This window comes from Erwinia persicina (genome assembly GCF_019844095.1).
In the GTDB taxonomy this organism is placed as follows: Bacteria; Pseudomonadota; Gammaproteobacteria; order Enterobacterales; family Enterobacteriaceae; genus Erwinia; species Erwinia persicina.
The window spans coordinates 809,211-829,185 of the sequence record NZ_CP082141.1; the positions used below are offsets into that span (position 1 = coordinate 809,211).

18 protein-coding genes, 1 tRNA gene and 1 pseudogene are annotated in these 19,975 nt (G+C 55.9%); 10 read left to right on the forward strand and 10 right to left on the reverse strand.

Annotation, left to right across the window (positions count from 1 at the left end):
* The first annotated feature begins 279 nt into the window (after nt 1–279).
* Nucleotides 280–1,866, forward strand: coding sequence for a methyl-accepting chemotaxis protein (locus tag K6L24_RS03710; protein WP_118665616.1), 1,587 nt, complete (start codon nt 280–282; stop codon nt 1,864–1,866).
* A 49-nt stretch (nt 1,867–1,915) separates the two neighbouring features.
* Here K6L24_RS03710 and K6L24_RS03715 read toward each other — a convergent pair whose 3' ends face one another.
* The gene (locus K6L24_RS03715) at nt 1,916–2,716 is read right to left on the reverse strand and encodes an isocitrate lyase/PEP mutase family protein (protein ID WP_118665618.1); all 801 of its coding nucleotides are present in this window, start codon (nt 2,714–2,716) and stop codon (nt 1,916–1,918) included.
* A 91-nt stretch (nt 2,717–2,807) separates the two neighbouring features.
* On the opposite strand from K6L24_RS03715, the gene K6L24_RS03720 reads away from it, so the two are divergent.
* The gene (locus K6L24_RS03720) at nt 2,808–3,698 is read left to right on the forward strand and encodes a LysR family transcriptional regulator (RefSeq protein WP_222681960.1); all 891 of its coding nucleotides are present in this window, start codon (nt 2,808–2,810) and stop codon (nt 3,696–3,698) included.
* 598 nt (nt 3,699–4,296) lie between these two features.
* Nucleotides 4,297–4,436, forward strand: a pseudogene (locus tag K6L24_RS22270) (IS5/IS1182 family transposase); the annotation flags it as partial.
* Nucleotides 4,437–4,955: 519 nt separating this feature from the next.
* Here K6L24_RS22270 and K6L24_RS03725 read toward each other — a convergent pair.
* Nucleotides 4,956–5,031 (reverse strand) — tRNA-Phe (locus K6L24_RS03725).
* Nucleotides 5,032–5,736: 705 nt separating this feature from the next.
* Between K6L24_RS03725 and K6L24_RS03730 the strand changes: the two genes are divergently transcribed.
* Entirely contained in the window at nt 5,737–7,881 is a 2,145-nt protein-coding gene (locus tag K6L24_RS03730) for an ornithine decarboxylase (protein ID WP_222681961.1), read from the forward strand.
* Between the two features lie 55 nt (nt 7,882–7,936).
* On the opposite strand, the gene K6L24_RS03735 is transcribed toward K6L24_RS03730, so the two are convergent.
* On the reverse strand, nt 7,937–8,590 hold the full coding sequence (locus K6L24_RS03735) for a TetR/AcrR family transcriptional regulator (RefSeq protein ID WP_062744334.1): 654 nt from the start codon (nt 8,588–8,590) through the stop codon (nt 7,937–7,939).
* 270 nt (nt 8,591–8,860) lie between these two features.
* On the opposite strand from K6L24_RS03735, the gene K6L24_RS03740 reads away from it, so the two are divergent.
* Nucleotides 8,861–10,081, forward strand: coding sequence for a Tm-1-like ATP-binding domain-containing protein (locus K6L24_RS03740; protein ID WP_222681962.1), 1,221 nt, complete (start codon nt 8,861–8,863; stop codon nt 10,079–10,081).
* A gap of 2 nt (nt 10,082–10,083) precedes the next feature.
* Nucleotides 10,084–10,914 carry a phosphoenolpyruvate hydrolase family protein gene (locus K6L24_RS03745; protein WP_062744332.1) on the forward strand — a complete coding sequence of 277 codons (831 nt, stop codon included), beginning with the start codon at nt 10,084–10,086 and terminating at the stop codon, nt 10,912–10,914.
* A gap of 59 nt (nt 10,915–10,973) precedes the next feature.
* Here the strand turns inward: K6L24_RS03745 and mltC are convergent, their stop codons facing one another.
* Genes mltC through mutY form a run of 3 tightly spaced genes read right to left on the reverse strand, consistent with a single transcriptional unit; the run spans nt 10,974 to nt 13,463 of the window.
* Nucleotides 10,974–12,053 (reverse strand): membrane-bound lytic murein transglycosylase MltC, encoded by a 1,080-nt coding sequence (gene mltC, locus K6L24_RS03750; protein WP_062744331.1) that lies wholly within the window; start codon nt 12,051–12,053, stop codon nt 10,974–10,976.
* Between the two features lie 52 nt (nt 12,054–12,105).
* Nucleotides 12,106–12,378, reverse strand: coding sequence for an oxidative damage protection protein (locus K6L24_RS03755; RefSeq protein WP_062744330.1), 273 nt, complete (start codon nt 12,376–12,378; stop codon nt 12,106–12,108).
* Nucleotides 12,378–13,463: an A/G-specific adenine glycosylase gene (mutY, locus tag K6L24_RS03760; protein WP_222681963.1), complete on the reverse strand. Its 1,086-nt coding sequence runs from the start codon at nt 13,461–13,463 to the stop codon at nt 12,378–12,380. The genes K6L24_RS03755 and mutY overlap by 1 nt, the downstream gene beginning before the upstream one ends.
* Nucleotides 13,464–13,712: 249 nt before the next feature.
* On the opposite strand from mutY, the gene trmB reads away from it, so the two are divergent.
* From trmB to K6L24_RS03775, 3 genes are all read left to right on the forward strand, one after another.
* The gene (gene trmB / locus K6L24_RS03765; RefSeq protein ID WP_118665630.1) at nt 13,713–14,432 is read left to right on the forward strand and encodes a tRNA (guanosine(46)-N7)-methyltransferase TrmB; all 720 of its coding nucleotides are present in this window, start codon (nt 13,713–13,715) and stop codon (nt 14,430–14,432) included.
* Entirely contained in the window at nt 14,432–14,758 is a 327-nt protein-coding gene (locus tag K6L24_RS03770; protein ID WP_062744328.1) for a YggL family protein, read from the forward strand. Before trmB ends, K6L24_RS03770 begins: the two co-directional genes overlap by 1 nt.
* Nucleotides 14,759–14,907: 149 nt before the next feature.
* The gene (locus K6L24_RS03775) at nt 14,908–15,621 is read left to right on the forward strand and encodes a YggN family protein (RefSeq protein WP_137269038.1); all 714 of its coding nucleotides are present in this window, start codon (nt 14,908–14,910) and stop codon (nt 15,619–15,621) included.
* A 98-nt stretch (nt 15,622–15,719) separates the two neighbouring features.
* On the opposite strand, the gene hemW is transcribed toward K6L24_RS03775, so the two are convergent.
* The 4 genes from hemW to K6L24_RS03795 form a co-directional block, all read right to left on the reverse strand.
* A complete protein-coding gene (gene hemW / locus K6L24_RS03780; protein WP_062744326.1) occupies nt 15,720–16,856 on the reverse strand; it encodes a radical SAM family heme chaperone HemW in 1,137 nt (378 codons plus the stop codon).
* Complete coding sequence (rdgB, locus tag K6L24_RS03785; RefSeq protein ID WP_062744325.1) at nt 16,849–17,442, reverse strand: RdgB/HAM1 family non-canonical purine NTP pyrophosphatase; 594 nt, start codon at nt 17,440–17,442, stop codon at nt 16,849–16,851. Before rdgB ends, hemW begins: the two co-directional genes overlap by 8 nt.
* Before the next feature lie 227 nt (nt 17,443–17,669).
* On the reverse strand, nt 17,670–18,209 hold the full coding sequence (locus K6L24_RS03790) for a YggT family protein (protein WP_062744324.1): 540 nt from the start codon (nt 18,207–18,209) through the stop codon (nt 17,670–17,672).
* An 8-nt stretch (nt 18,210–18,217) separates the two neighbouring features.
* Nucleotides 18,218–18,931: a YggS family pyridoxal phosphate-dependent enzyme gene (locus K6L24_RS03795; RefSeq protein WP_137269037.1), complete on the reverse strand. Its 714-nt coding sequence runs from the start codon at nt 18,929–18,931 to the stop codon at nt 18,218–18,220.
* Nucleotides 18,932–18,946: 15 nt separating this feature from the next.
* On the opposite strand from K6L24_RS03795, the gene K6L24_RS03800 reads away from it, so the two are divergent.
* Complete coding sequence (locus tag K6L24_RS03800; protein WP_062744322.1) at nt 18,947–19,942, forward strand: type IV pilus twitching motility protein PilT; 996 nt, start codon at nt 18,947–18,949, stop codon at nt 19,940–19,942.
* Nucleotides 19,943–19,975 lie beyond the last annotated feature (33 nt).

Sequence of the window (19,975 nt, forward strand, 5' to 3'; positions counted from 1 at the left end):
CAGCCTTCCTCCGCGCGGTGATCTGCCGCCACTGACTAAATTTTCCGCTCTCGCGGCCGATAACATGATCGGTTTGTTAAACAACATCACAATGCCTGCTTTATCGTTGTGCATCCGGATCCTGATGGGCTGAAACAAAAAAACAGAGCCGGATTCACAGGATCCTGATGATTTTTTTGACTTACACACACTGATGCTGACTGCAATTATGCTGTTACGGAATGCCCGTATACGATTGTCAGAGAGCATGAAATTCCGACCCTGATGTAAGGTAAAAACATGCTCAGAATAAAAAATATGAAACTCAGCGTGATGCTGAGTCTGGCGTTTCTGGTGGTTATTGCTGGCGGCGTACTGGTCTCCGTTTTTGCGGGAATTAAACTGTCTGATGCCAACGATCAGCAGAAACTCACCAGCGCCCGGCTGGACGACCTGCAGATACTGCGGACGGTGAAGGATAACGCCACCCTGCAGTCAACGCTGATGCTGCGGGCACTGGCGACAGAAGAGGGTGCCGTTGCGCCTGACATGCTGGCGCAGATTGAACAGGCCCAGTCCGGTAATCAGGCCATCACCACACGCTTCCGTCAGCTGGTGGAAGGGGCGAAATCGCTGCCAGGCATTAATCTGCAGGAAGTCGAGGAAGCCTCGACGCTGCTGGCTGGCATCGAGCAGACGCAGCCGGCGTTCGTGGCGGCGATGACCCGTCTGCTACAGTTGAAAAGTAGCAACGATATGGCAGGCACCCGCGCGCTGATCACCGGGCCGTTAAAGGTGGCGCAGGATGCCTACCTGACGGCAATTGACGCCATGGTCAGTTACCAGAGTCGCGTGACCAAAGGCACGGCCGTACAGTCACAGGAGAGCCTCTCCGGGGTGTTCGTGACGCTGATCGTCCTGACGCTGGCGTCGGTGGCGCTGGGTCTGCTGATGAGTGGTTTGATTACCCGTCATATCAAGCGGCAGTTAGGGGGCGAACCGGTTCAGGCCCAGCGACTGGCCTCGGCCATCGCGGACGGCGACCTCAATACGCCGGTCGAACTGCGGGCAAAGGATACCACCAGCCTGCTGGCGTCTCTTGATGTGATGCAGACGCGCCTGCGGAGTCTGGTCACGCAGATCAAAGAGACGGCGGCATCGGTGTCGCTGGCGTCGGATGAGATTGCCCAGGGGAATACCGAGCTTTCTTCCCGTACGGAGCAGCAGGCGGCGGCCCTGCAGCAGACGGCGGCGAGCATGGAGCAACTGACGGCCACCATCAGAAATAACTCCCAGAGCGCCACGCAGACCGCCTCGTCTGCACGCGGTGCGGCGGTGCTGGCGCGCGAAGGTGAGGAGCATGTCCAGACCATGGGCAGCACGATGAAAGATATCGCGCAGAGTTCAGGTAAAATTCGTGATATTACCGGCGTGATCGAAGGCATTGCTTTCCAGACCAATATTCTGGCGCTGAACGCGGCTGTGGAAGCGGCGCGTGCCGGTGAGCAGGGGCGCGGGTTTGCCGTGGTGGCAGGTGAAGTGCGTATCCTTGCACAGCGCAGCGCCACCGCCGCCCGTGAGATCAAGGCGCTGATCGCGGAAGCGGTTGCCGAAGTGGAAAACGGCGTGACGGTGGCGGACAACACCGGACGCAGCATTGTGGCGGTGGTCAGCATGGTGAGTGAGCTTGCCGCGTCAATGGATGAAATCGCCCTGGCCTCCGGCGAGCAGATGCTGGGCATTTCCCAGATCAGCACCGCGGTCAGCCAGATGGATAATGTGACGCAGAGCAATGCGGCGCTGGTGGAAGAGTCCTCTACCGCGTCACAGTCGCTGGCAGAGCAGGTTCACAGCCTGCAGGCGATGACCGATACCTTCCGCGTATAATCTCCCTGCCGGGCGGGCCTGTTGCGGTCCGCCCGTATCCGTTGTCAGACTAAAACAGCGCGTTAATATCTGCATAGGGTGTGGCTGTCGCCATCAGCGGTGCTGTCTCGTCCTGCGATAAAAAGCCCCGCACCAGCTGTTTGTTTCTGGCCCATAGCGTCTGTGGCAGCCAGGAGCCAGCGCTGATGCGTCGCACGCCGCAGGCTGTCAGCGATGCCAGCGGCGGAAGTTGTGGCCAGACGCTGACGTTGAGCAGCAGATCGCTGCCTTTGGCGATCGCCTGCATCTCCTGCGCTTCCACTAATCCCAGCACAAACAGACCATCAGCCCCGGCGTGACGGTAGTTCTGTGCCCTCAGGATCACTTCGCCCGCCTTATCCCCGGCCGGGACCAGATTACGTGCGTAGACGTCAGTACGCACATTGATATACAGCTCAACGCCTGCGCTGATGCTGGCGGCTCTGATGGCCTCAACCTTACGGCAAAGTAACTGCGGATGGGCGCTGCCGTCTTCAATATTGATCCCCACCACGCCTACATCGATCATCTGTCTTACCGTGTCGGCTACGGTGGCTGGATGTTCATGATAACCCCCTTCGATATCGGCGCTGAGGGGGATGTTGATCACGCGGGCAATGGATGCGGCGCGGGCAACATACTCTGCGACCGGGAGCTGATTGCCATCGCGATAGCCCAGTGACCAGGCCACGCCCGCGCTGGTGGTGGCAATCGCCTGTGCGCCGAGCATTTCGATCTGGCGTGCGCTGCCTGCATCCCAGGCATTGGGCAGACGCAGGGGGAGGGGCTGGTGGTGCAGGGCGTGGAACCGGGCGGCAGAAGAGGTGTTCATCAGATGTTCTCCAAAAAAGAACGATTCTAATCATGCTTAATTTTCTTGATAATAGCTGCTAATAAGATTCATTCGTTTATTGAGAGCAATAATGCCTGCGCCGCCCCTGCACTTAGTGCAAACCTTTATCGCTGTGGTTGAACACAACAGTTTTGCCCGTGCGGCGGAAGCGCTGGCGATCACCCCTTCCTCCGTCAGTCGTTTTATCAAGATGCTGGAACACCATCTGGGCACCCAGTTGCTGAACCGCACCACGCGGGCGATGTCGCTGACCGACACCGGGCAGCGCTATTTTTCTGAATGCCAGCAGGCGTTAGGCCAGCTGCGCGATGCCGCCGATCGGGTGCGCGACGAACAGGTCAGGCCGCAGGGCAGGCTGGTGGTCAGCGCACCCGTAGCGTTTGGTCACACCCACGTGGTGCCCCATCTGGCGGGATTTCTGCGTGCCTTTCCGGATATACAGCTGGATTTACGCCTCAATGATGGCTATGTGGATCTGGTGGCGGAAGGGGTGATGCTGGCCCTGCGTATTGGCCAGATGAAGGACTCCTCACTGGTGGCGCACAAGCTGCTGGAGAACCGCCGTATTCTGGTGGCCTCTCCGGCCTATTTGGCATTAAGAGGCACGCCCACAACGATTGATCAGCTTGGGCAACACGCGTGTATTGTCTCTGCGGCCAGCCAGGATGGTCTGTCCTGGCGTCTGTTTTCTCAGGGTGAACAGCGCACGCTGGAACCCCGTGGGCGCGTTACCGTGGACAACGCAGATGCAGCCCGACGGCTGTGTGTCGACGGCATGGGGATCGCTTTTCATTCCGCGTTGACAATGAGCGCTGCCATTGCCGCCGGAGACCTGGTGCAGGTGCTGCCGCAGTGGACCGGCCGTGAAACCGGGTTGTACTGCGTACGACCCAACCGGCGCATTGGCCCGGCGGCACGGGCGTTTATTGAATTTTATTCAGCGTGCTGGTCGGTCGAATAAAAACGCCATCCAGACGGATGGCGCTAGATGAAGGGAGCTCACTCAATGCCGTATTTCTTGTCAGTGACAAATCTCGGTTCTTTCCAGTTTGGGCCTTTGACCACCTGCCCGTTCAGGTCCTGAAGCACGCCTTTCCGGAATAATTCGTCATAGGTCCTTGAAAGATCTCCGCTGGATATGACGTCATATCGGTTATAAGTGAACGGCTTATCCAGCTTTGTATAATCAGATGTAGGCCCCAGGAAGGTTAATACATCTTCTACACTTTCATTTTTTACTATTTCGGTTAAAGATATTATTTATCTCCTTTGAAAGCATCCTTCAACTCTTTTTCATATGCGGCTTGTAAGGCAGCATCGGTATAAAGAGTTTGCTCTTTTTCATTAATTTCATAATCTTCTAACGTTGCAGTAAGAGTATTATTCCATACTGATTTTTCTCTGGAATGCTTTCAGGTAACGTACCATCTTTAACCCCCAAGATTTCTGTACCGTTTCTAAAAAGGTTCGCGGAATAGTCGATCACCTTGAGGTAACTCAGTCGAGATTGAGCTACCGGTCACTCGCCTGATATCCCACATTATCCACAGGACAGGCTGAGACTTACCGGGAGCAATGCTTACTGGAAATGGAACACGGCTTATAACCTGCGGTCGCTGTCCGAAACGGCAATGTACCGGGTTAAACAGCTTTCGGTGGATACCTGACGCTGTGTGACTTCGATGCGCAGGTTAGTTAGGCGATGACCATAATTCGTATCTTAAACAAAATGACGCGTGCATGGATGCCATAAAGTTTGCGGATTGCCTGAGGAAGACAGAGACGGGAGCTGTTTTTATCTAAATCCGGTTTATTCAACAAAGGGGGGGGCTACGGGCTTAGAATGCAAAAACGGACCTCCGTGGAGATCCGTTGATATGAATAGGGTGCCCGGACTCGGACAAAAACGCCGGGAGCGTTTTTGCATGACGCTTCAGCGTTAACCCCGCAGGGGCGAGTCTCATGGATGAGACGAGTCATCGAACGTAGTTCGATGGAGAGTCCGGATCGCAGAAAGCAAAAAACCCGCTATAAGCGGGTTCTTGTGAATATGGTGCCCGGACTCGGACAAAAACGCCGGGAGCGTTTTTGCATGACGCTTCAGCGTTAACCCCGCAGGGGCGAGTCTCATGGATGAGACGAGTCATCGAACGTAGTTCGATGGAGAGTCCGGATCGCAGAAAGCAAAAAACCCGCTATAAGCGGGTTCTTCTGAATATGGTGCCCGGACTCGGAATCGAACCAAGGACACGGGGATTTTCAATCCCCTGCTCTACCGACTGAGCTATCCGGGCAACGGGTCGCATTAAACCTTATGCCGCTGCCAGCGTCAACGGCTTTATTATGAAAAACCGAGCGATTGCACTCTTTTCCACCAGTCAGGCGCTGAAACGCTTTTTTTTTGACTGTTTAAATGGCAATCGGCCTCCTCATGACCTGCTTGCTGCCAGGCTGACCAGCGCTGGAAACCGTCGCGAATTTGTTTCGTGCCCGGGCTGGATGAAAATTATTTTCATCCTTTCATTGGGTTAGGTTGCATCTTTAAGCACCGTGATAAGCGCCATTTCATCGCCTGACAGACTGTTTTTAGCTTTCGTCGCGTATTGACCCGCAAACGGGCAAAAAACGCGCCCGGGTAGAGCAGGTAAACGCCTGGCGTCGGGGAGCTGGCATTGAACACGTTGCTAAAAAATGCCATTATTGCGCAAATTTTGACATCCCCGTCATCCCTTTATACTGAGGTCGTCGCCATGAGAGGTTCAGCGCTGAATAATCGCTTCTGTAACCCGCATCAGCAGATGTCGTGCCGCCGTTCTTCATGTTGTCACACCTTGTCGATACTCTTTTTCACCGTGCGGTGAGGTCTTACTACGCTTAACTGTTGGCCATGCGTAAAAACAGATGCGATCTGATTTTACTGATGTCTATCGGTCTGAGCGGCGCTTAATCGCTGACAGCCTCTGACACCCACTTACCCTTGAACGCCGGGCATTTGTGCTATGACACCGTTAAAAATTGCAGCCAGTACCACTGTGGCAATCCATCTCCAGACCGGGCGCGAAGTCGTCACGCTGGATAATACTGATTTTACCGATGTGGCCGCGGTGGTGTTGTCTGTTTCTGACGCCAGGAGCGGCATGCTGGCACTGCTGCGCCACACGGGATTTAACCTGCCGGTGTTTATCGCGCTGGACGATGCCTCACAGGCCGACAGTTTGCCTGCGGTGGACGGAGTGCTGACAGGAGAAAAGGGTGATGCTTCATTGCTGGAAGCGGCGGCTTCCGGGTATCAGGCTGACTTACTGCCGCCATTTTTCCAGACGCTGACCAAGTACGTGGCGATGGATAACACCACCTTTGCCTGCCCCGGGCATCAGGGGGGCGAGTTCTTCAAAAAGCATCCGGCCGGGCGTCAGTTTTTTGACTTCTTTGGTGAGAACGTGTTTCGCGCCGATATGTGTAACGCCGACGTTAAGCTCGGGGATTTACTGATCCACGAAGGGTCAGCCAAACATGCACAGAAGTTTGCGGCGAAGGTGTTTAACGCGGATAAAACTTATTTCGTGCTCAACGGGACCTCCAGCGCCAATAAGGTCGTCACCAATGCGCTGCTGACGCGTGGCGATCTGGTGCTGTTTGACCGCAATAACCATAAATCAAATCATCACGGTGCGCTGATCCAGGCAGGGGCCACGCCAGTGTATCTGGAGACCGCCCGTAACCCGTTTGGCTTCATCGGCGGTATTGATGCGCACTGTTTTGATGAAGGCTATGTGCGCGAGCGGATCAATGAAGTGGCACCGGATCGCGCCGGAGATGAGCGGCCGTTCCGCCTGGCCGTGATCCAGCTCGGGACTTACGATGGCACGGTATACAACGCGCGTAAGGTGCTCGACAGTATCGGGCACCTGTGCGACTACATCCTGTTTGACTCGGCATGGGTCGGCTATGAGCAATTTATTCCGGTCATGGAAGCCTGCTCGCCGCTGCTGCTTGAGCTGAAACCTTCCGATCCGGGGATCTTTGTGACCCAGTCGGTACATAAACAGCAGGCCGGGTTCTCCCAGACCTCGCAGATCCACAAAAAAGATAACCATATTCGCGGCCAGCAGCGTTTTTGCAGCCATAAGCGGCTGAACAATGCGTTTATGCTTCATGCCTCAACCAGCCCGTTCTATCCGCTGTTTGCGGCGCTGGATATCAACGCCAAAATGCATCAGGGGGAGGCCGGTCGCCGTCTGTGGCATGAATGTGTGGTGCTGGGAATTGACGCCCGCAAGGCGATCCTGGCGCGCTGTGAGATGATTAAACCCTTTATCCCCGATGAGGTCGACGGCAGGCCATGGCAGGATGCGCCGACGGCCACCATCGCCTCGGACGCCCGTTACTTCAGCTTCGCTCCGGGCGCGGCGTGGCATGGCTTTGCCGGCTACGAGAAAGATCAGTACCTGGTTGACCCGTGCAAGCTGCTGCTGACCACGCCGGGTATTGATGCTGCCAGCGGTAAATATGCTGCGTTCGGCATTCCGGCGACCATCCTGGCAAACTACCTGCGCGAAAATGGCGTTGTGCCAGAAAAGTGCGATCTTAACTCCATTCTGTTCCTGCTGACGCCGGCAGAGAGCATGGAGAAGATGGCGCGGCTGGTGGCGAAGCTGGCGCAGTTCGAACAGCACATCAAAGAGGATGCGCTGCTGCGCGACGTGCTGCCGACCATTTACCGTAAAAATGCGGCACGTTACGAGGGTTACACCCTTAAGCGTTTGTGCCAGGAGATGCACGACCTGTATGTCAGCCATGATGTGAAGGATCTGCAGAAGGCGATGTTCCGCCAGCAGAGCTGGCCGAAAATGGTGATGAACCCGCAGGATGCGAATATCGCCTTTATTCGCGGTAACGTTGAGCTTGTGCCGATTGCCGACGCGGCAGGGCGTATCGCGGCGGAAGGGGCGTTGCCTTATCCTCCGGGCGTGTTGTGTGTGGTGCCGGGTGAAGAATGGGGTGGAGCGGTACAGCACTATTTCCTGGCGCTGGAAGCGGGGCTGAATCTGCTGCCGGGCTTCTCGCCAGAGTTGCAGGGCGTGTATGTTGAAAGCGACGAGCAGGGCGTGAAACGGTTGCAGGGGTACGTGCTGACGGCGTGATCATGGGCCGGTGGTCGCCACAAAACGGGCGACTACCGGTCATGGAATCGTCACTTCAGGACGGATTTAATGCATCTTCCCGCGCCTGGCGCACAATGGCTTTTGCGATCCATTTACCAATGTCCTGCAGCTCGTCGTCATCGCAACCCCAGATATCTTTCATCACCAAAAAAATCTCCGAACCATACACCAGAGACAGTGAGCGCACGACGCGATCCATCAGCGCAGGAGGAAGCTCTTTATTGAGCGGCTCTATCACCTGGGTCAGCATGGCTTTTCGATTGCCACGCACCAGCTTTTCCTTTAACGGCAGCGCATTCACCGACTGCGACTGTGCCCACTGCGTCAGCGACAGATGGAGGGCTGCCCGGAGCGTACCTTCGTGTTTTAACATGCGGGGAAAGGCAAAGCTCAGCAGCTCGTCAATCCGGGCGCTGGCATCTTCTTCAGTCGGCTGCCAGTTTTTAATCGGGCTGAGCGTTTCGGCGACAATCGCTGATACCAGCGCACTCTGCGTAGGAAAGTAACGATAAGCCGTTGCGCGTGACAGCTGCGCCTCCTGAGCGACTTCTGTAATGGATGGAAATGCGCCGCTATCAAACAGCTTCATTGCCGTATCAATCAGTAAGCGGCGTGTTCTGGCGCGTGTGGATGTTAATCCCAAAACGCCAGCGGAATCCCTTTGCTCCACGATAACCTCATTTTCCAGTAGATCTGACTCTGTATCGATCCGGTAGTCATTATAATAATGCTACCGGCATTTTACTGCCGGGGGTGCGGGTCAGCACCTTGCTCCGGCGTTATAAGCGTAGTCAAAAACACCCGCAGACTCATGTTTCATTCAATTGATTTATCAATCTTTAAGGTGCTACTGTGAGCTCCTGCCAGTGCGCTTTCTTAGCGCTCCAAAGTTATTTACGTTTTTATGTGATGAATATCAACCCTTTATTAATATAAATAACAGGTTATTGTAACGCCAATGAAAAATGAGAATGGATCTGTCTACGTTGTTGCGACAGCGGATACTAAAGGAAGGGAACTGTTTTACGTGCGCGATCTGATCGTGCAGACCGGCGTAAAAGTCGTGACAGTTGATCTGTCTACTCAACCACTTAGCGAAACTTTTCCTGGCGATATTCCGGCTGAAATGGTAGCCGATTATCATCCCCAGGGACGCAATAGTGTGTTCTGTGGTGATCGCGGAAAAGCCATTGATGCGATGGCGCAATCTTTTAGGATTTTCCTTAGCCAGCGTAGTGACGTTGCAGGGATTATCGGGCTCGGTGGTTCCGGCGGTACGGCGCTGATTACCCCAGCGATGCAGGCCTTACCCGTGGGCGTGCCGAAGCTGATGGTGTCGACAATGGCATCGGGCGATGTGTCTGCCTATGTCGGTGCCAGTGATATAGGTATGCTTTACTCAGTGACTGATGTGGCCGGCCTCAACCGCATTTCCCGGCGCGTACTGGGCAATGCGGCCCATCAGATTGCCGGGGCGGTCAAATTCTCACTGCCTTCCTCCGGTGACGATAAACCGGCCATCGGTTTGACCATGTTTGGGGTGACCACGCCGTGTATCGAGGCTGTCAGCGCCGGGCTCGACGCTGACTATGACTGTCTGGTATTCCACGCTACCGGCAGTGGAGGCAGGGCGATGGAGAAGCTGGCAGACAGCCGGATGCTGACCGGAATGCTCGACCTGACGACCACAGAAGTCTGCGATTTACTCTTCGGCGGCGTGCTGGCCTGTGGTGAAGACCGCTTTGATGCCCTGGCGCGCAGCCAGATACCCGGCGTATTATCCTGCGGTGCGCTGGATATGGTGAACTTTGGCCATCCCTCCAGCGTGCCGGAAAAATATGCTGCCCGCCAGTTCTACCACCATAATGCCCAGGTGACACTGATGCGGACCACGGTGGAGGAGAATATCGCCATGGCCGAGTGGATCGCCGGTAAACTGAACCAGTGTGAAGGCGACGTGCGCTTCCTGATACCCGAAGGTGGATTTTCCGCCCTTGATGCACCGGGTCAGCCGTTCTGGTCACCCGAGGCCGATCGGGCGTTTATCACCGCCCTGGAATCACACTGTCATCAGACTGAAAAACGGCAAATTATTCGCCTGCCGTGGAATATTAATGACCCGCAGTTCGCCGCTGAAGCAGTGGCACAATTTCGTCAACTGGCGTCGAGAGGAAGATAATCATGCCCGCTTTTACCCGTCAGCAACTGCTGACTCATTTCAGACAGATGATTGCCCGCCGTGAGCCGATTATCGGCGGTGGGGCCGGCACCGGGCTGTCGGCTAAATGTGAAGAGGCCGGGGGCATCGACCTGATCGTTATTTATAACTCCGGGCGCTATCGTATGGCCGGGCGCGGTTCTCTGGCCGGGCTGCTGGCATATGGCAACGCGAATGAGATCGTGGTTGATATGGCTAAAGAGGTTCTGCCGGTGGTGAAACATACGCCGGTGCTTGCCGGGGTGAACGGCACCGATCCCTTCTGCCATTTTGATAAGTTCCTGGATGATTTGAAAGCGATGGGCTTTTCCGGTGTACAAAATTTTCCCACCGTTGGCCTGATTGATGGCAATTTCCGCGCCAATCTCGAAGAGACCGGCATGGGGTACGGGCTGGAAGTTGAAATGATTGCGCTGGCGCACCAGAAAGAGATGCTGACCACGCCCTATGTATTCAGCGCGGAGGATGCCGTGGCAATGACGCTGGCCGGTGCCGATATTATTGTGCCGCATATGGGGCTGACTACTGGCGGCAATATCGGCGCGGCAACGGCATTACAGCTTAAGGACTGTGTTCCCCGCGTGAATGAGTGGGCGGCGGCGGCGAAAGCCGTGCGTGAGGACGTGATTGTCCTGTGCCACGGCGGGCCGATCTCCAGCCCGGAGGATGCGCAGTACATTATGGACAACTGCCCGCAGTGCGACGGGTTCTACGGTGCCAGTTCGATGGAGCGACTGCCAACCGAAGTGGCACTGACCGAAACCACCCGCCGTTTTAAAAACATCAGCCGGTAATGTCCGGGTGAGGTTAAGAAGGAGGGGCAAGGCACTGGTTGCAGCGCCTTGCCTGCGTTTTAGTAGCGGTGATAGCTCTTCTGCGCGTTATTCACCTTATACAGGTAACGACGCGACTCGGCGGACGGATGGCTGGTGGTCAGCTTCTGGTACACCTCGGCAGGCGACAGGCCGTTGATGGCGCTGAACGCGCGATCTTTATCGCTGGAGAACACGCGCAGCACGCTGCCCGCCCCGCCGTTATAGGCGGTGATAACGGCATAACGACGTGAAGTCGGGTTACTGATCCCCGCCAGATAGTTGCCCTGTAACAGGGACAGGTAGGCTGCACCCGCATCGATATTGTTTTCCGGATCCAGCAGATAGCTGCGGCTCGGTTTGCCCCATTTCCCTTTCATACGGAACACATCCACCCCGGCGGTATGTTGCACCACCTGCATCAACCCCAGTGCGTCAGCATGACTGACCGCATAGGGGTTAAAGCTGGACTCTATCTGCATGATTGCCAGGATCAGCGACTGATCGACGCCGTAGCGTTCGGCGGCCTTACGCACCATCGGCAGATATTTGTGCGCACGTTTATCCAGGTGGTTAGGCACCATCGGAATGGTTACCGACCAGATGACATGCAGCCCGGAGTTACGGCGCTGAAGTTTATTCTGGATCAGGTAGTCGGCAAAACTGGCGGCACGACCCTGCCAGCGGATCGGCTGGCCGGTATTATCCAGCACCTGGCCGTACAGTAAGGGCTCTTTACTGACCTGAATATCCTTGGCGTCGGAATAGAGATCGACATTGCCCGGATCTTCACCGATCAGCAGGGTGGTAATGATGGCCTGACGCAGGCTGGCCGTCGGATCGGTGCCAGCGATAGTTTCAATCGTAATGCTACCGGCATCGAAGTTAATGTGGCTACGGGTATAGTACTGATCGCTGTACTTCACATAGTCTTTTGGACCTGCGATCAGGACTTCATTGATCCCCCAGATATTTTCGATGTTGTGGGCGAACTGTCCCATCAAAATATCAAAACCGTTGGTGTCTTTGATCCACTCTTCGTGAGAGGCGTTCTGCTTCTTGCCGGAGCAGGAAACTAACAACGGCGCAATAATCAGCAAACTTATCAGTTTTTTCTTCATTTTTTAGTAAAAGCCCACAATTGAGAGGGCCTCATCAGTGAGGCCCAACGACTTATTCTTCCGGCGGGGTATAACCTTCGATATGCACGTCGTGGCCTTCAAACAGGAACTTAATCATCTCCTGTTCCAGCAGCTTACGGTCATCAGGGTTCATCATGCTGAGTTTCTTTTCATTGATCAGCATGGTCTGTTTTGCCATCCATTTTGACCAGGCTTCTTTGGAGATCTCGTTAAAAATACGTTTACCTGTCTCACCCGGGTACAGCTGAAAATCCTGTCCTTCGGCATCACGTTGCAGGAACGTACAAAAAATGGTTCGGCTCATTACTCTTCCTCTTCCGTTACGCGAGCGCTCAATTCCATAGGGTTTGGCTGGCGCAACTGCTGTAGCAGACGCTCTACCGGCGCGGCCAGCCCCACAGCGGGCGGCTGCGCTAAGTTATACCAGAGACCCGCGCCATCATCCATGGCTGCACTGACAGAAGGCAGATCCAGCCACATTGGTACAATATCCAGGTGGAAGTGGCTGAAGGTATGCCGGAAGGCGGTCATCTGGTGTAGTTTACCGTCATCCACCCCGCGCTGCCGCAGGGCCTGGCGTAATGCCTCCTCGCTGGTGTACTGGGGGAAGCAGAATAACCCCCCCCACAGGCCAACGGGAGGACGCTGTTCCAGCCAGACGTCCTGCCCCTGCTGCATCAGCAGCAGGTAGCCGGTGCGTTCCGGAATGATCTGCTTCGGCTTTTTCCCCGGATATTGCGCCCAGCTGCTGTGGGCGTAAGCCAGGCAACCGGTATTCAGCGGACAGATCTCACACTTCGGTTTCGAGCGGGTGCAGACCATGGCACCGAGATCCATCATCGCCTGATTAAACTGGCTGACACCCTCGGCAGGCGTCACGGCTTCACTGAGCTGCCACAGGCGCTTTTCAACCTCTTTCTTACCCGGCCAGCCGTCCACCGCATAGCAGCGTGCCAGCACGCGTTTTACGTTGCCATCCAGGATCGGAAAATGCTTGCCCAGCGCTAGTGAAAGCACCGCGCCGGCGGTTGACCGGCCGATACCCGGCAGGGCCTCGACCTCTTCCAGCGTTTCCGGGAACACGCCCCCGTGTTTATCGACGACGGTTTTCGCTGCTTTGTGCAGATTGCGCGCCCGCGCGTAATAGCCCAGGCCGGTCCACAGGTGCAGCACTTCGTCCAGCGGTGCGGCGGCCAGATCGCTGACAGTAGGGAAACGCGCCATAAACCGTGTGAAATAGGGAATAACGGTCGCGACCTGCGTCTGTTGCAGCATGACCTCAGACAGCCAGACTTTATAGGGTGTTTTTTCCAGTTGCCACGGCAGGGTTTTCCGCCCGTAGCGCTGATACCATTCCAGTACCTGATGTGAAAACTGCGCTGGCTGCATGATGCGGGTTCCCGTTCTGCTATTCTGAAAATCAGGCAGGGATTCCAGCACAGACACTAAGGGCTGTAAACCGGATCTTCGCTGCATTTTATTAACCTGTAGAACAGTCTGTTCAGTCAGCCGAATTTTTAGCAGCCGCTATACTACCAGCCAGCCCCGGGAGTAAGCCGGTAACAGGGTGTCCTTTATGTTTTCACTTCCTGAAGGCATAATGCCCGCTTTCTACAGTGCACAGCCGCAGGCAGAATCATGAAAAACGATGTTATCTCACCGGAATTTGACGAAAATGGCCGCGCTATGCGCCGTATCCGCAGCTTTGTACGCCGCCAGGGCCGTCTGACGAAAGGTCAGCAGCAGGCGCTGGATTCGCTGTGGCCGGTAATGGGCGTTGAGTTTCAGCCGCAACCGGTGGATTTAACCGCTCTGTTTGGCCGTGATGCACCGCTGGTGCTGGAAATTGGCTTCGGTATGGGAGCGTCGCTGGTGGCGATGGCGGCCAGTAATCCGCACCAGAATTTTCTGGGAATTGAAGTGCACTCGCCGGGCGTGGGTGCCTGCCTGGCCACGGCGGAAGAGGCCGGCGTCAGCAATCTGCGCGTAATGTGTCATGATGCAGTCGAAGTGCTAAATTTGATGATCCCGGATAATTCGCTGCGTATGGTGCAGCTGTTCTTCCCGGATCCGTGGCATAAAGCGCGTCATAACAAACGTCGTATCGTGCAGGTACCGTTTGCTGAATTAGTACAGCGTAAACTCAAGCTGGGCGGCGTATTCCATATGGCGACCGACTGGGAAGCTTACGCGGAGCATATGCTGGAAGTGATGAGCAGTATTGAAGGGTATAAAAACCAGTCAGAAGCCGGAAACTGGGTGCCGCGTCCCGAGTCACGGCCGTTAACGAAATTTGAGCAGCGTGGGCAGCGTCTTGGCCACGGTGTATGGGATCTGATGTTTGAGAGGATTAAATAATGGCTACACAACGCAGTCGTCGTCTACGCAAGAAAATGCATATCGATGAGTTCCAGGAGTTAGGTTTCTCCGTGGGCTTTACCTTCCCGGAAGGAACTGACGAACAGACTATCGACAGCACCGTTGATGCGCTTATCAATGAAGTGATTGATCCGAATGGCCTGGCCTTTGATGGCAGCGGCTATCTGCAGTGGGAAGGTCTGATTTGCCTGCAGAAAATTGGCAAATGCACTGATGAGCATCGTGAGCTGGTCAAAAACTGGCTGGAAGCCCGCAAGCTGAACGACGTAAAAGTGACTGAACTCTTTGACGTCTGGTGGGACTGACGGTCTGACCGGAACAGAAGGTCAGACCCTGCGAAGGTGAAGCGATCGCTGTAGGGGCCGGTCTTTTTTCGGTCGGCCCTCCGGCGTGACCACATAAGGGGGCGACCATTTTTTCTGGTTGCCCCTTTTTCATATCAAGGAGACGATTTATGCGTAAAGCGCTTTTCAGTGGAGCATTACTGCTGCTGGCCGCAGGACAGGCTCAGGCGGATTACCAGTGCAGCGTTAATCCTCAGGACGATATCATTATCAGCCCGAACCAGGTGGAAGTGGTGGGGGCCAGCGGCAAGCTGATTATTTCCCCGGTTGGCGATGTGCAGCGTAATGGCAAAGTGGCCAGTATTGATGCAGCCACGCGTCAGAAAGCCATCGACTATCAGACCGCGCTGCGCCGTGACCTGCCGTGGATTGATAACGGCGCAAAACAGCGGCTGGAAAAAGGCCGTGTGGCGCTGGATCGGGTGATTGTGCAGAAGCTGGGGCAGGACAGTAACGTGCGTCAGCGCCTGACCTCGCTGGACGGGCAGCTCAAGCAGCAGATGAATCGCATCATCGAGCATCGCAGCGATGGCTTAACCTTCCACCATCAGGCCGTGGAGCAGGTTCGTCAGGACGGGGAGCGTCTGGTACAGAATGCGATGGGCGGCGTGGTGCAGGACAGCCTGAATGAGATGGGCAGCAAATCGACCGGTGGCGATAATCCATTGCAGGCGATCATGGGCAATCTGGGTGGCTTACAGCAGGCGATTCAGGCCGAATGGAGCAACCAGGAGCAGGATTTCCAGAACTTTGGTCATGAAGTCTGTAATCGTGTTACCACCCTGGAAGGACAGCGCAAGGCGCTGATCGCCGGGTTGAAATAACGTGCTGTTTGATATGGCGGGCTGACCGAAAAACAAGGTCAGCCTCTGCGTACCCTTTATACGTTGGGGCGAGCAGTTTTCCGGTCGCCTCCGACGTATTATTCTGCCAGGAAAAGCTCCAGCAGCGAGTTCAGGAACAGCTTCCCTTTCTCCGTAATCTGCCACGCCTCTGGCGTTTCTGTCAGATAGCCTCTGGCGATCGCCTCGTCGAGCTGCGTGCGGATGGTGCTCTCCGCCAGGCCGGTGTAGCGCGTGTACTCTTCGCGCGGTGCGGCCTCCAGCAGACGGAAACGGTTCATAAAGAACTCAAATGGCTTCTCGGCATCGGCCACTTCGTGTCGTTTATCCAGATATTTTCCGCTCATAAAACCACGCGGGTGCTTCGTTTTTGCCGTACGGATAATGGTTCCGTCCGGCTGGGTCAGCTTGCCGTGAGCCCCACAGCCAATGCCAAGGTAATCACCAAAGCGCCAGTAGTTGAGATTATGCTCGCAGCGATAGCCGGGTTTGGCATAGGCGGACGTCTCGTACTGCTGGTATCCCGCCGCCGTCAGCAGCGCATCGCCCTGTTCGAAAATATCCCACAAGTCGTCCTCATCAGGCAGGCGCGGCGGCCGCGAGGCAAACAGAGTATTCGGCTCGATGGTCAGCTGATACCACGACAGATGAGGCGGATTGAGCGCGATGGCCTGACGCAGGTCGTCCAGCGCTTCTTCCAGCGACTGATCCGGCAGGCCGTGCATCAGGTCGAGGTTAAAGCTGCGCAGCCCGAGGCCTTCGGCCAGTCGTGCCGCCCGCTTTGCCTCTTCAGGCCCGTGAATGCGCCCCAGACGCTCCAGTTTGGCCGCGCTGAAGCTCTGCACGCCAATGGAGATACGATTGACGCCGGCGCGCTGGTAGCCGCTGAAGCGCTCTGCTTCGACGGCACCCGGATTCGCTTCCATGGTAATCTCGGCGGCAGCTGACAGAGGCAGACGCGCACGCACGCCGTCCAGCAGCATCTGCATCGCTTCGCTGCTTAACAGGCTTGGCGTACCGCCACCGATAAAGATCGTGCTCACTTCGCGACCCGACGTCAGCGGCAGGTCAATATCCAGGTCGTTGAGCAGGTGCTGCACGTACTCTTCGTGCGGGACTTCCCCTTTCAGCGCGTGCGAGTTGAAGTCGCAGTACGGGCACTTCTGCACACACCAGGGAATATGGATGTACAGACTTAACGGTGGGAGATTAGGCATGTTTCATGGCACTCAACAGCAGGCTGAGGGCCTGGCCACGGTGTGACACTGCCTGTTTCTCTGCTTTAGTCAGTTCCGCAGCGGTTTTCCCCAGCGCAGGCACGTAGAAAATAGGGTCATAGCCAAAGCCGCCGACGCCTGCAGCGGTACGGGTGATTTCGCCCGCCCAGCTGCCGTGGAACACCAGCGGTGTCGGATCTTCAGCATGACGCAGATAGACCAGCACGCAGTGAAACTGCGCCTGACGCTCCCCGTCCGGCGTGGCTGCCAGCGTGGTCAGCAGCTTTTCCAGGTTCTGCTGATCACTGGCGTCCGGGCCCGCATAGCGCGCTGAATAGATCCCCGGCGCACCGCCAAGCGCATCGACCGCCAGCCCTGAGTCATCGGCTATCGCCGGTAAACCGGTAATGGCTGCCGCGTGACGTGCCTTCAGAATGGCATTTTCAATAAAGGTCAGACCGGTTTCTTCGGCGGACTCCACGCCCAGTTCCGTTTGCGCGACAATATCCAGCCCAAACGCGGCCAGCAGGTCGGCCAGTTCACGAACCTTTCCGGGATTACCGGTGGCGAGTACGACTTTTTGCATAATGATTCCAGAACGATAATTTTAAGAAAGCATTTTCAGAAACAGATGGCGCGATATAACCAGGAATTTTGCCCTTCAGGGGAAAGAATCATGGTTAATCCAATAGCCACAATAATTGGAGCTGCCGCAAGGCGGCAAGGACATGAGACCCCGGGAGCTTACTGTAGTAAGTGACCGGGGCGAATGTACGCAGCCAACGCAGCGGCAGTTTCAAGGATGAAGGCTATTTAAAATTGGGCCCAGCCAGGAATATATTCCAGTCCCAGGAAGTTCAGCATATAGAGAACCAGAATGACTGCCATCGCCGAGAAGTCGATGCCACCCATCGCCGGAATAATGCGGCGTACCGGAGCCATCAGCGGTTCAGTCAGTTGGATCAGCACGTAATCAACCGGGTTACGGCCCTGGCTTACCCAACTCATCAGTGAGCGAACAATAATGACCCAAAATACCAGCATGCCCGCCGCTTTAACCAGGATGACCAGGCCCAGATAGAGGAAAATCGGATCCGGTACAAACAGGCGCAACGTCACCGGCCCCAGCAGCACGCTGACGATATAGGCCAGCAGCAGTGAGGCGGTATCCACCGGCCCGACAGACGGGATGATTCGGCGCACGGGTTTGACGATTGGTTGGGTGATTTTCACCACAAACTGTGAAAACGGGTTGTAGAAGTCACACCGCGCCCACTGCATCCAGACGCGCAGTAATAACACTTTGATGTAAATCGCAATCACCGTTGTGACCAGAAAGATCAACGCTAGCATGGGGTTCCTCAGTTGTTATGATGAGCGGCGGCATGACCGTAGTCGCGCGCACCGAAAATAGCGGTGCCAATGCGCACCAGGGTACTACCGGCCGCGATTGCGGCGTCCATATCGTCACTCATTCCCAGCGACAGCGTATCCACGCCGGGAACCTCCCGCTGTAACTGCTTAAATGCCGCCGCCATCTGCTGGCATACGGCCAGCTGACGTGCGTAGTCAGCTTCCGGCGCGGGGATCGCCATTATTCCACGCAGTCTGAGGCGTGGCATTACGGCAATATCCTGTGCCAGTGCAGACAGCCCGGCAAGGGCAATACCGGATTTGCTCTGTTCATCGCTGATGTTTATCTGGATCAGAACGTTAAGCGGTGGCAGCGTTTCAGGCCGCTGCTCGTTAAGGCGGCTGGCAATGCGCAGCCGGTCAACGGTATGACACCAGTCAAAGTTCTCCGCCACAAGACGACTTTTGTTAGATTGCAGCGGGCCAATAAAGTGCCAGGTCAGGTCAGAATTTGCCAGCAGCTGGATTTTGTCCACGCCTTCCTGCACGTAATTCTCACCGAAGCTGCGCTGACCGGCCGCCACCGCTTCTTCGATCGCGCTCGCAGGTTTTGTTTTGCTCACTGCAAGCAGCTCAATCTCATGTGGATCGCGCCCGCACTGTGCCGCCGCCGCTGAGATCCGCTGGTGGACTTGTTGTAAGTTGTGCTCAATCGAAGTCATAGTCAGGGAACAAATATGGATATTGAGGAATTAGTGGCCCTTAGTGTAAAGCATAATGCAGGCGATCTGCACCTTTGCAGTGGTCATTCTCCATTCTGGCGCTGCAATGGCCGCCTGGCACCGATTGAGGGTATGCCGGAGATGACCAATGAGTGGCTGGAAAGCTTCGCTGTACGCTGGCTGACGGTCGTTCAGCAACAGACGCTGGCAGAGGAAGGGCAGGTGGACTTTGCCCTCACGATGCCGGACGGCGTGCGCCTGCGGGCCAGTCTTTTTCGTCAGCGCCACGGTTTATCGCTGGCGCTGCGCCTGATTGCCAGCCGCTGTCCGGATATGACATCACTGCTTCTTCCTGCGGTGACCCAATCGCTGCTGCTGCGGGAAGAGGGCCTGATTCTGATCGTCGGCGCTACCGGTAGCGGAAAATCCACTACGCTGGCGGCAATGATTGACGGGATGAACCAGCAGCAGCAGCGCCATATTCTGACGCTGGAAGATCCGGTTGAATATCTGCATCACAGCGAGCAGTCGCTGATCCAGCAGCGTGAGAAAGGGCTGCATTTTACCGACTTTGGCGGAGGGCTGAGGGCGGCGCTGAGGGAAGACCCTGATGTGATACTGCTGGGGGAACTGCGCGACGCCGAGACGATTCAACTGGCGCTGACTGCCGCCGAAACGGGGCATCTGGTGCTGGCAACGCTGCATACCCGAGGGGCGGCGCAGGCGGTGGAGCGACTGGTGGATGTCTTTCCGGGAAACGAAAAGAATCTGGTACGCAGCCAACTGGCGGGCAGCTTACAGGCGGTGATTGCCCAGCGACTGGTAGCAACCACTGGCGGCAGGGTCGCGCTGTTCGAGGTACTGGTGAACAGTCCGGCAGTGGCTAACCTGATCCGCGAGGGGAAAACCCATCAGTTGCCTGCACTCTTGCAGACTGGCAGTCAGCAGGGGATGCAGACGTTTGAGCAAAGCCTGGCGGAAAGGCAGAGAATGGGGGTTCTGGCTGGTTAACTGGTATTGAGAAGGCGGGCTGACGAAAAAAGC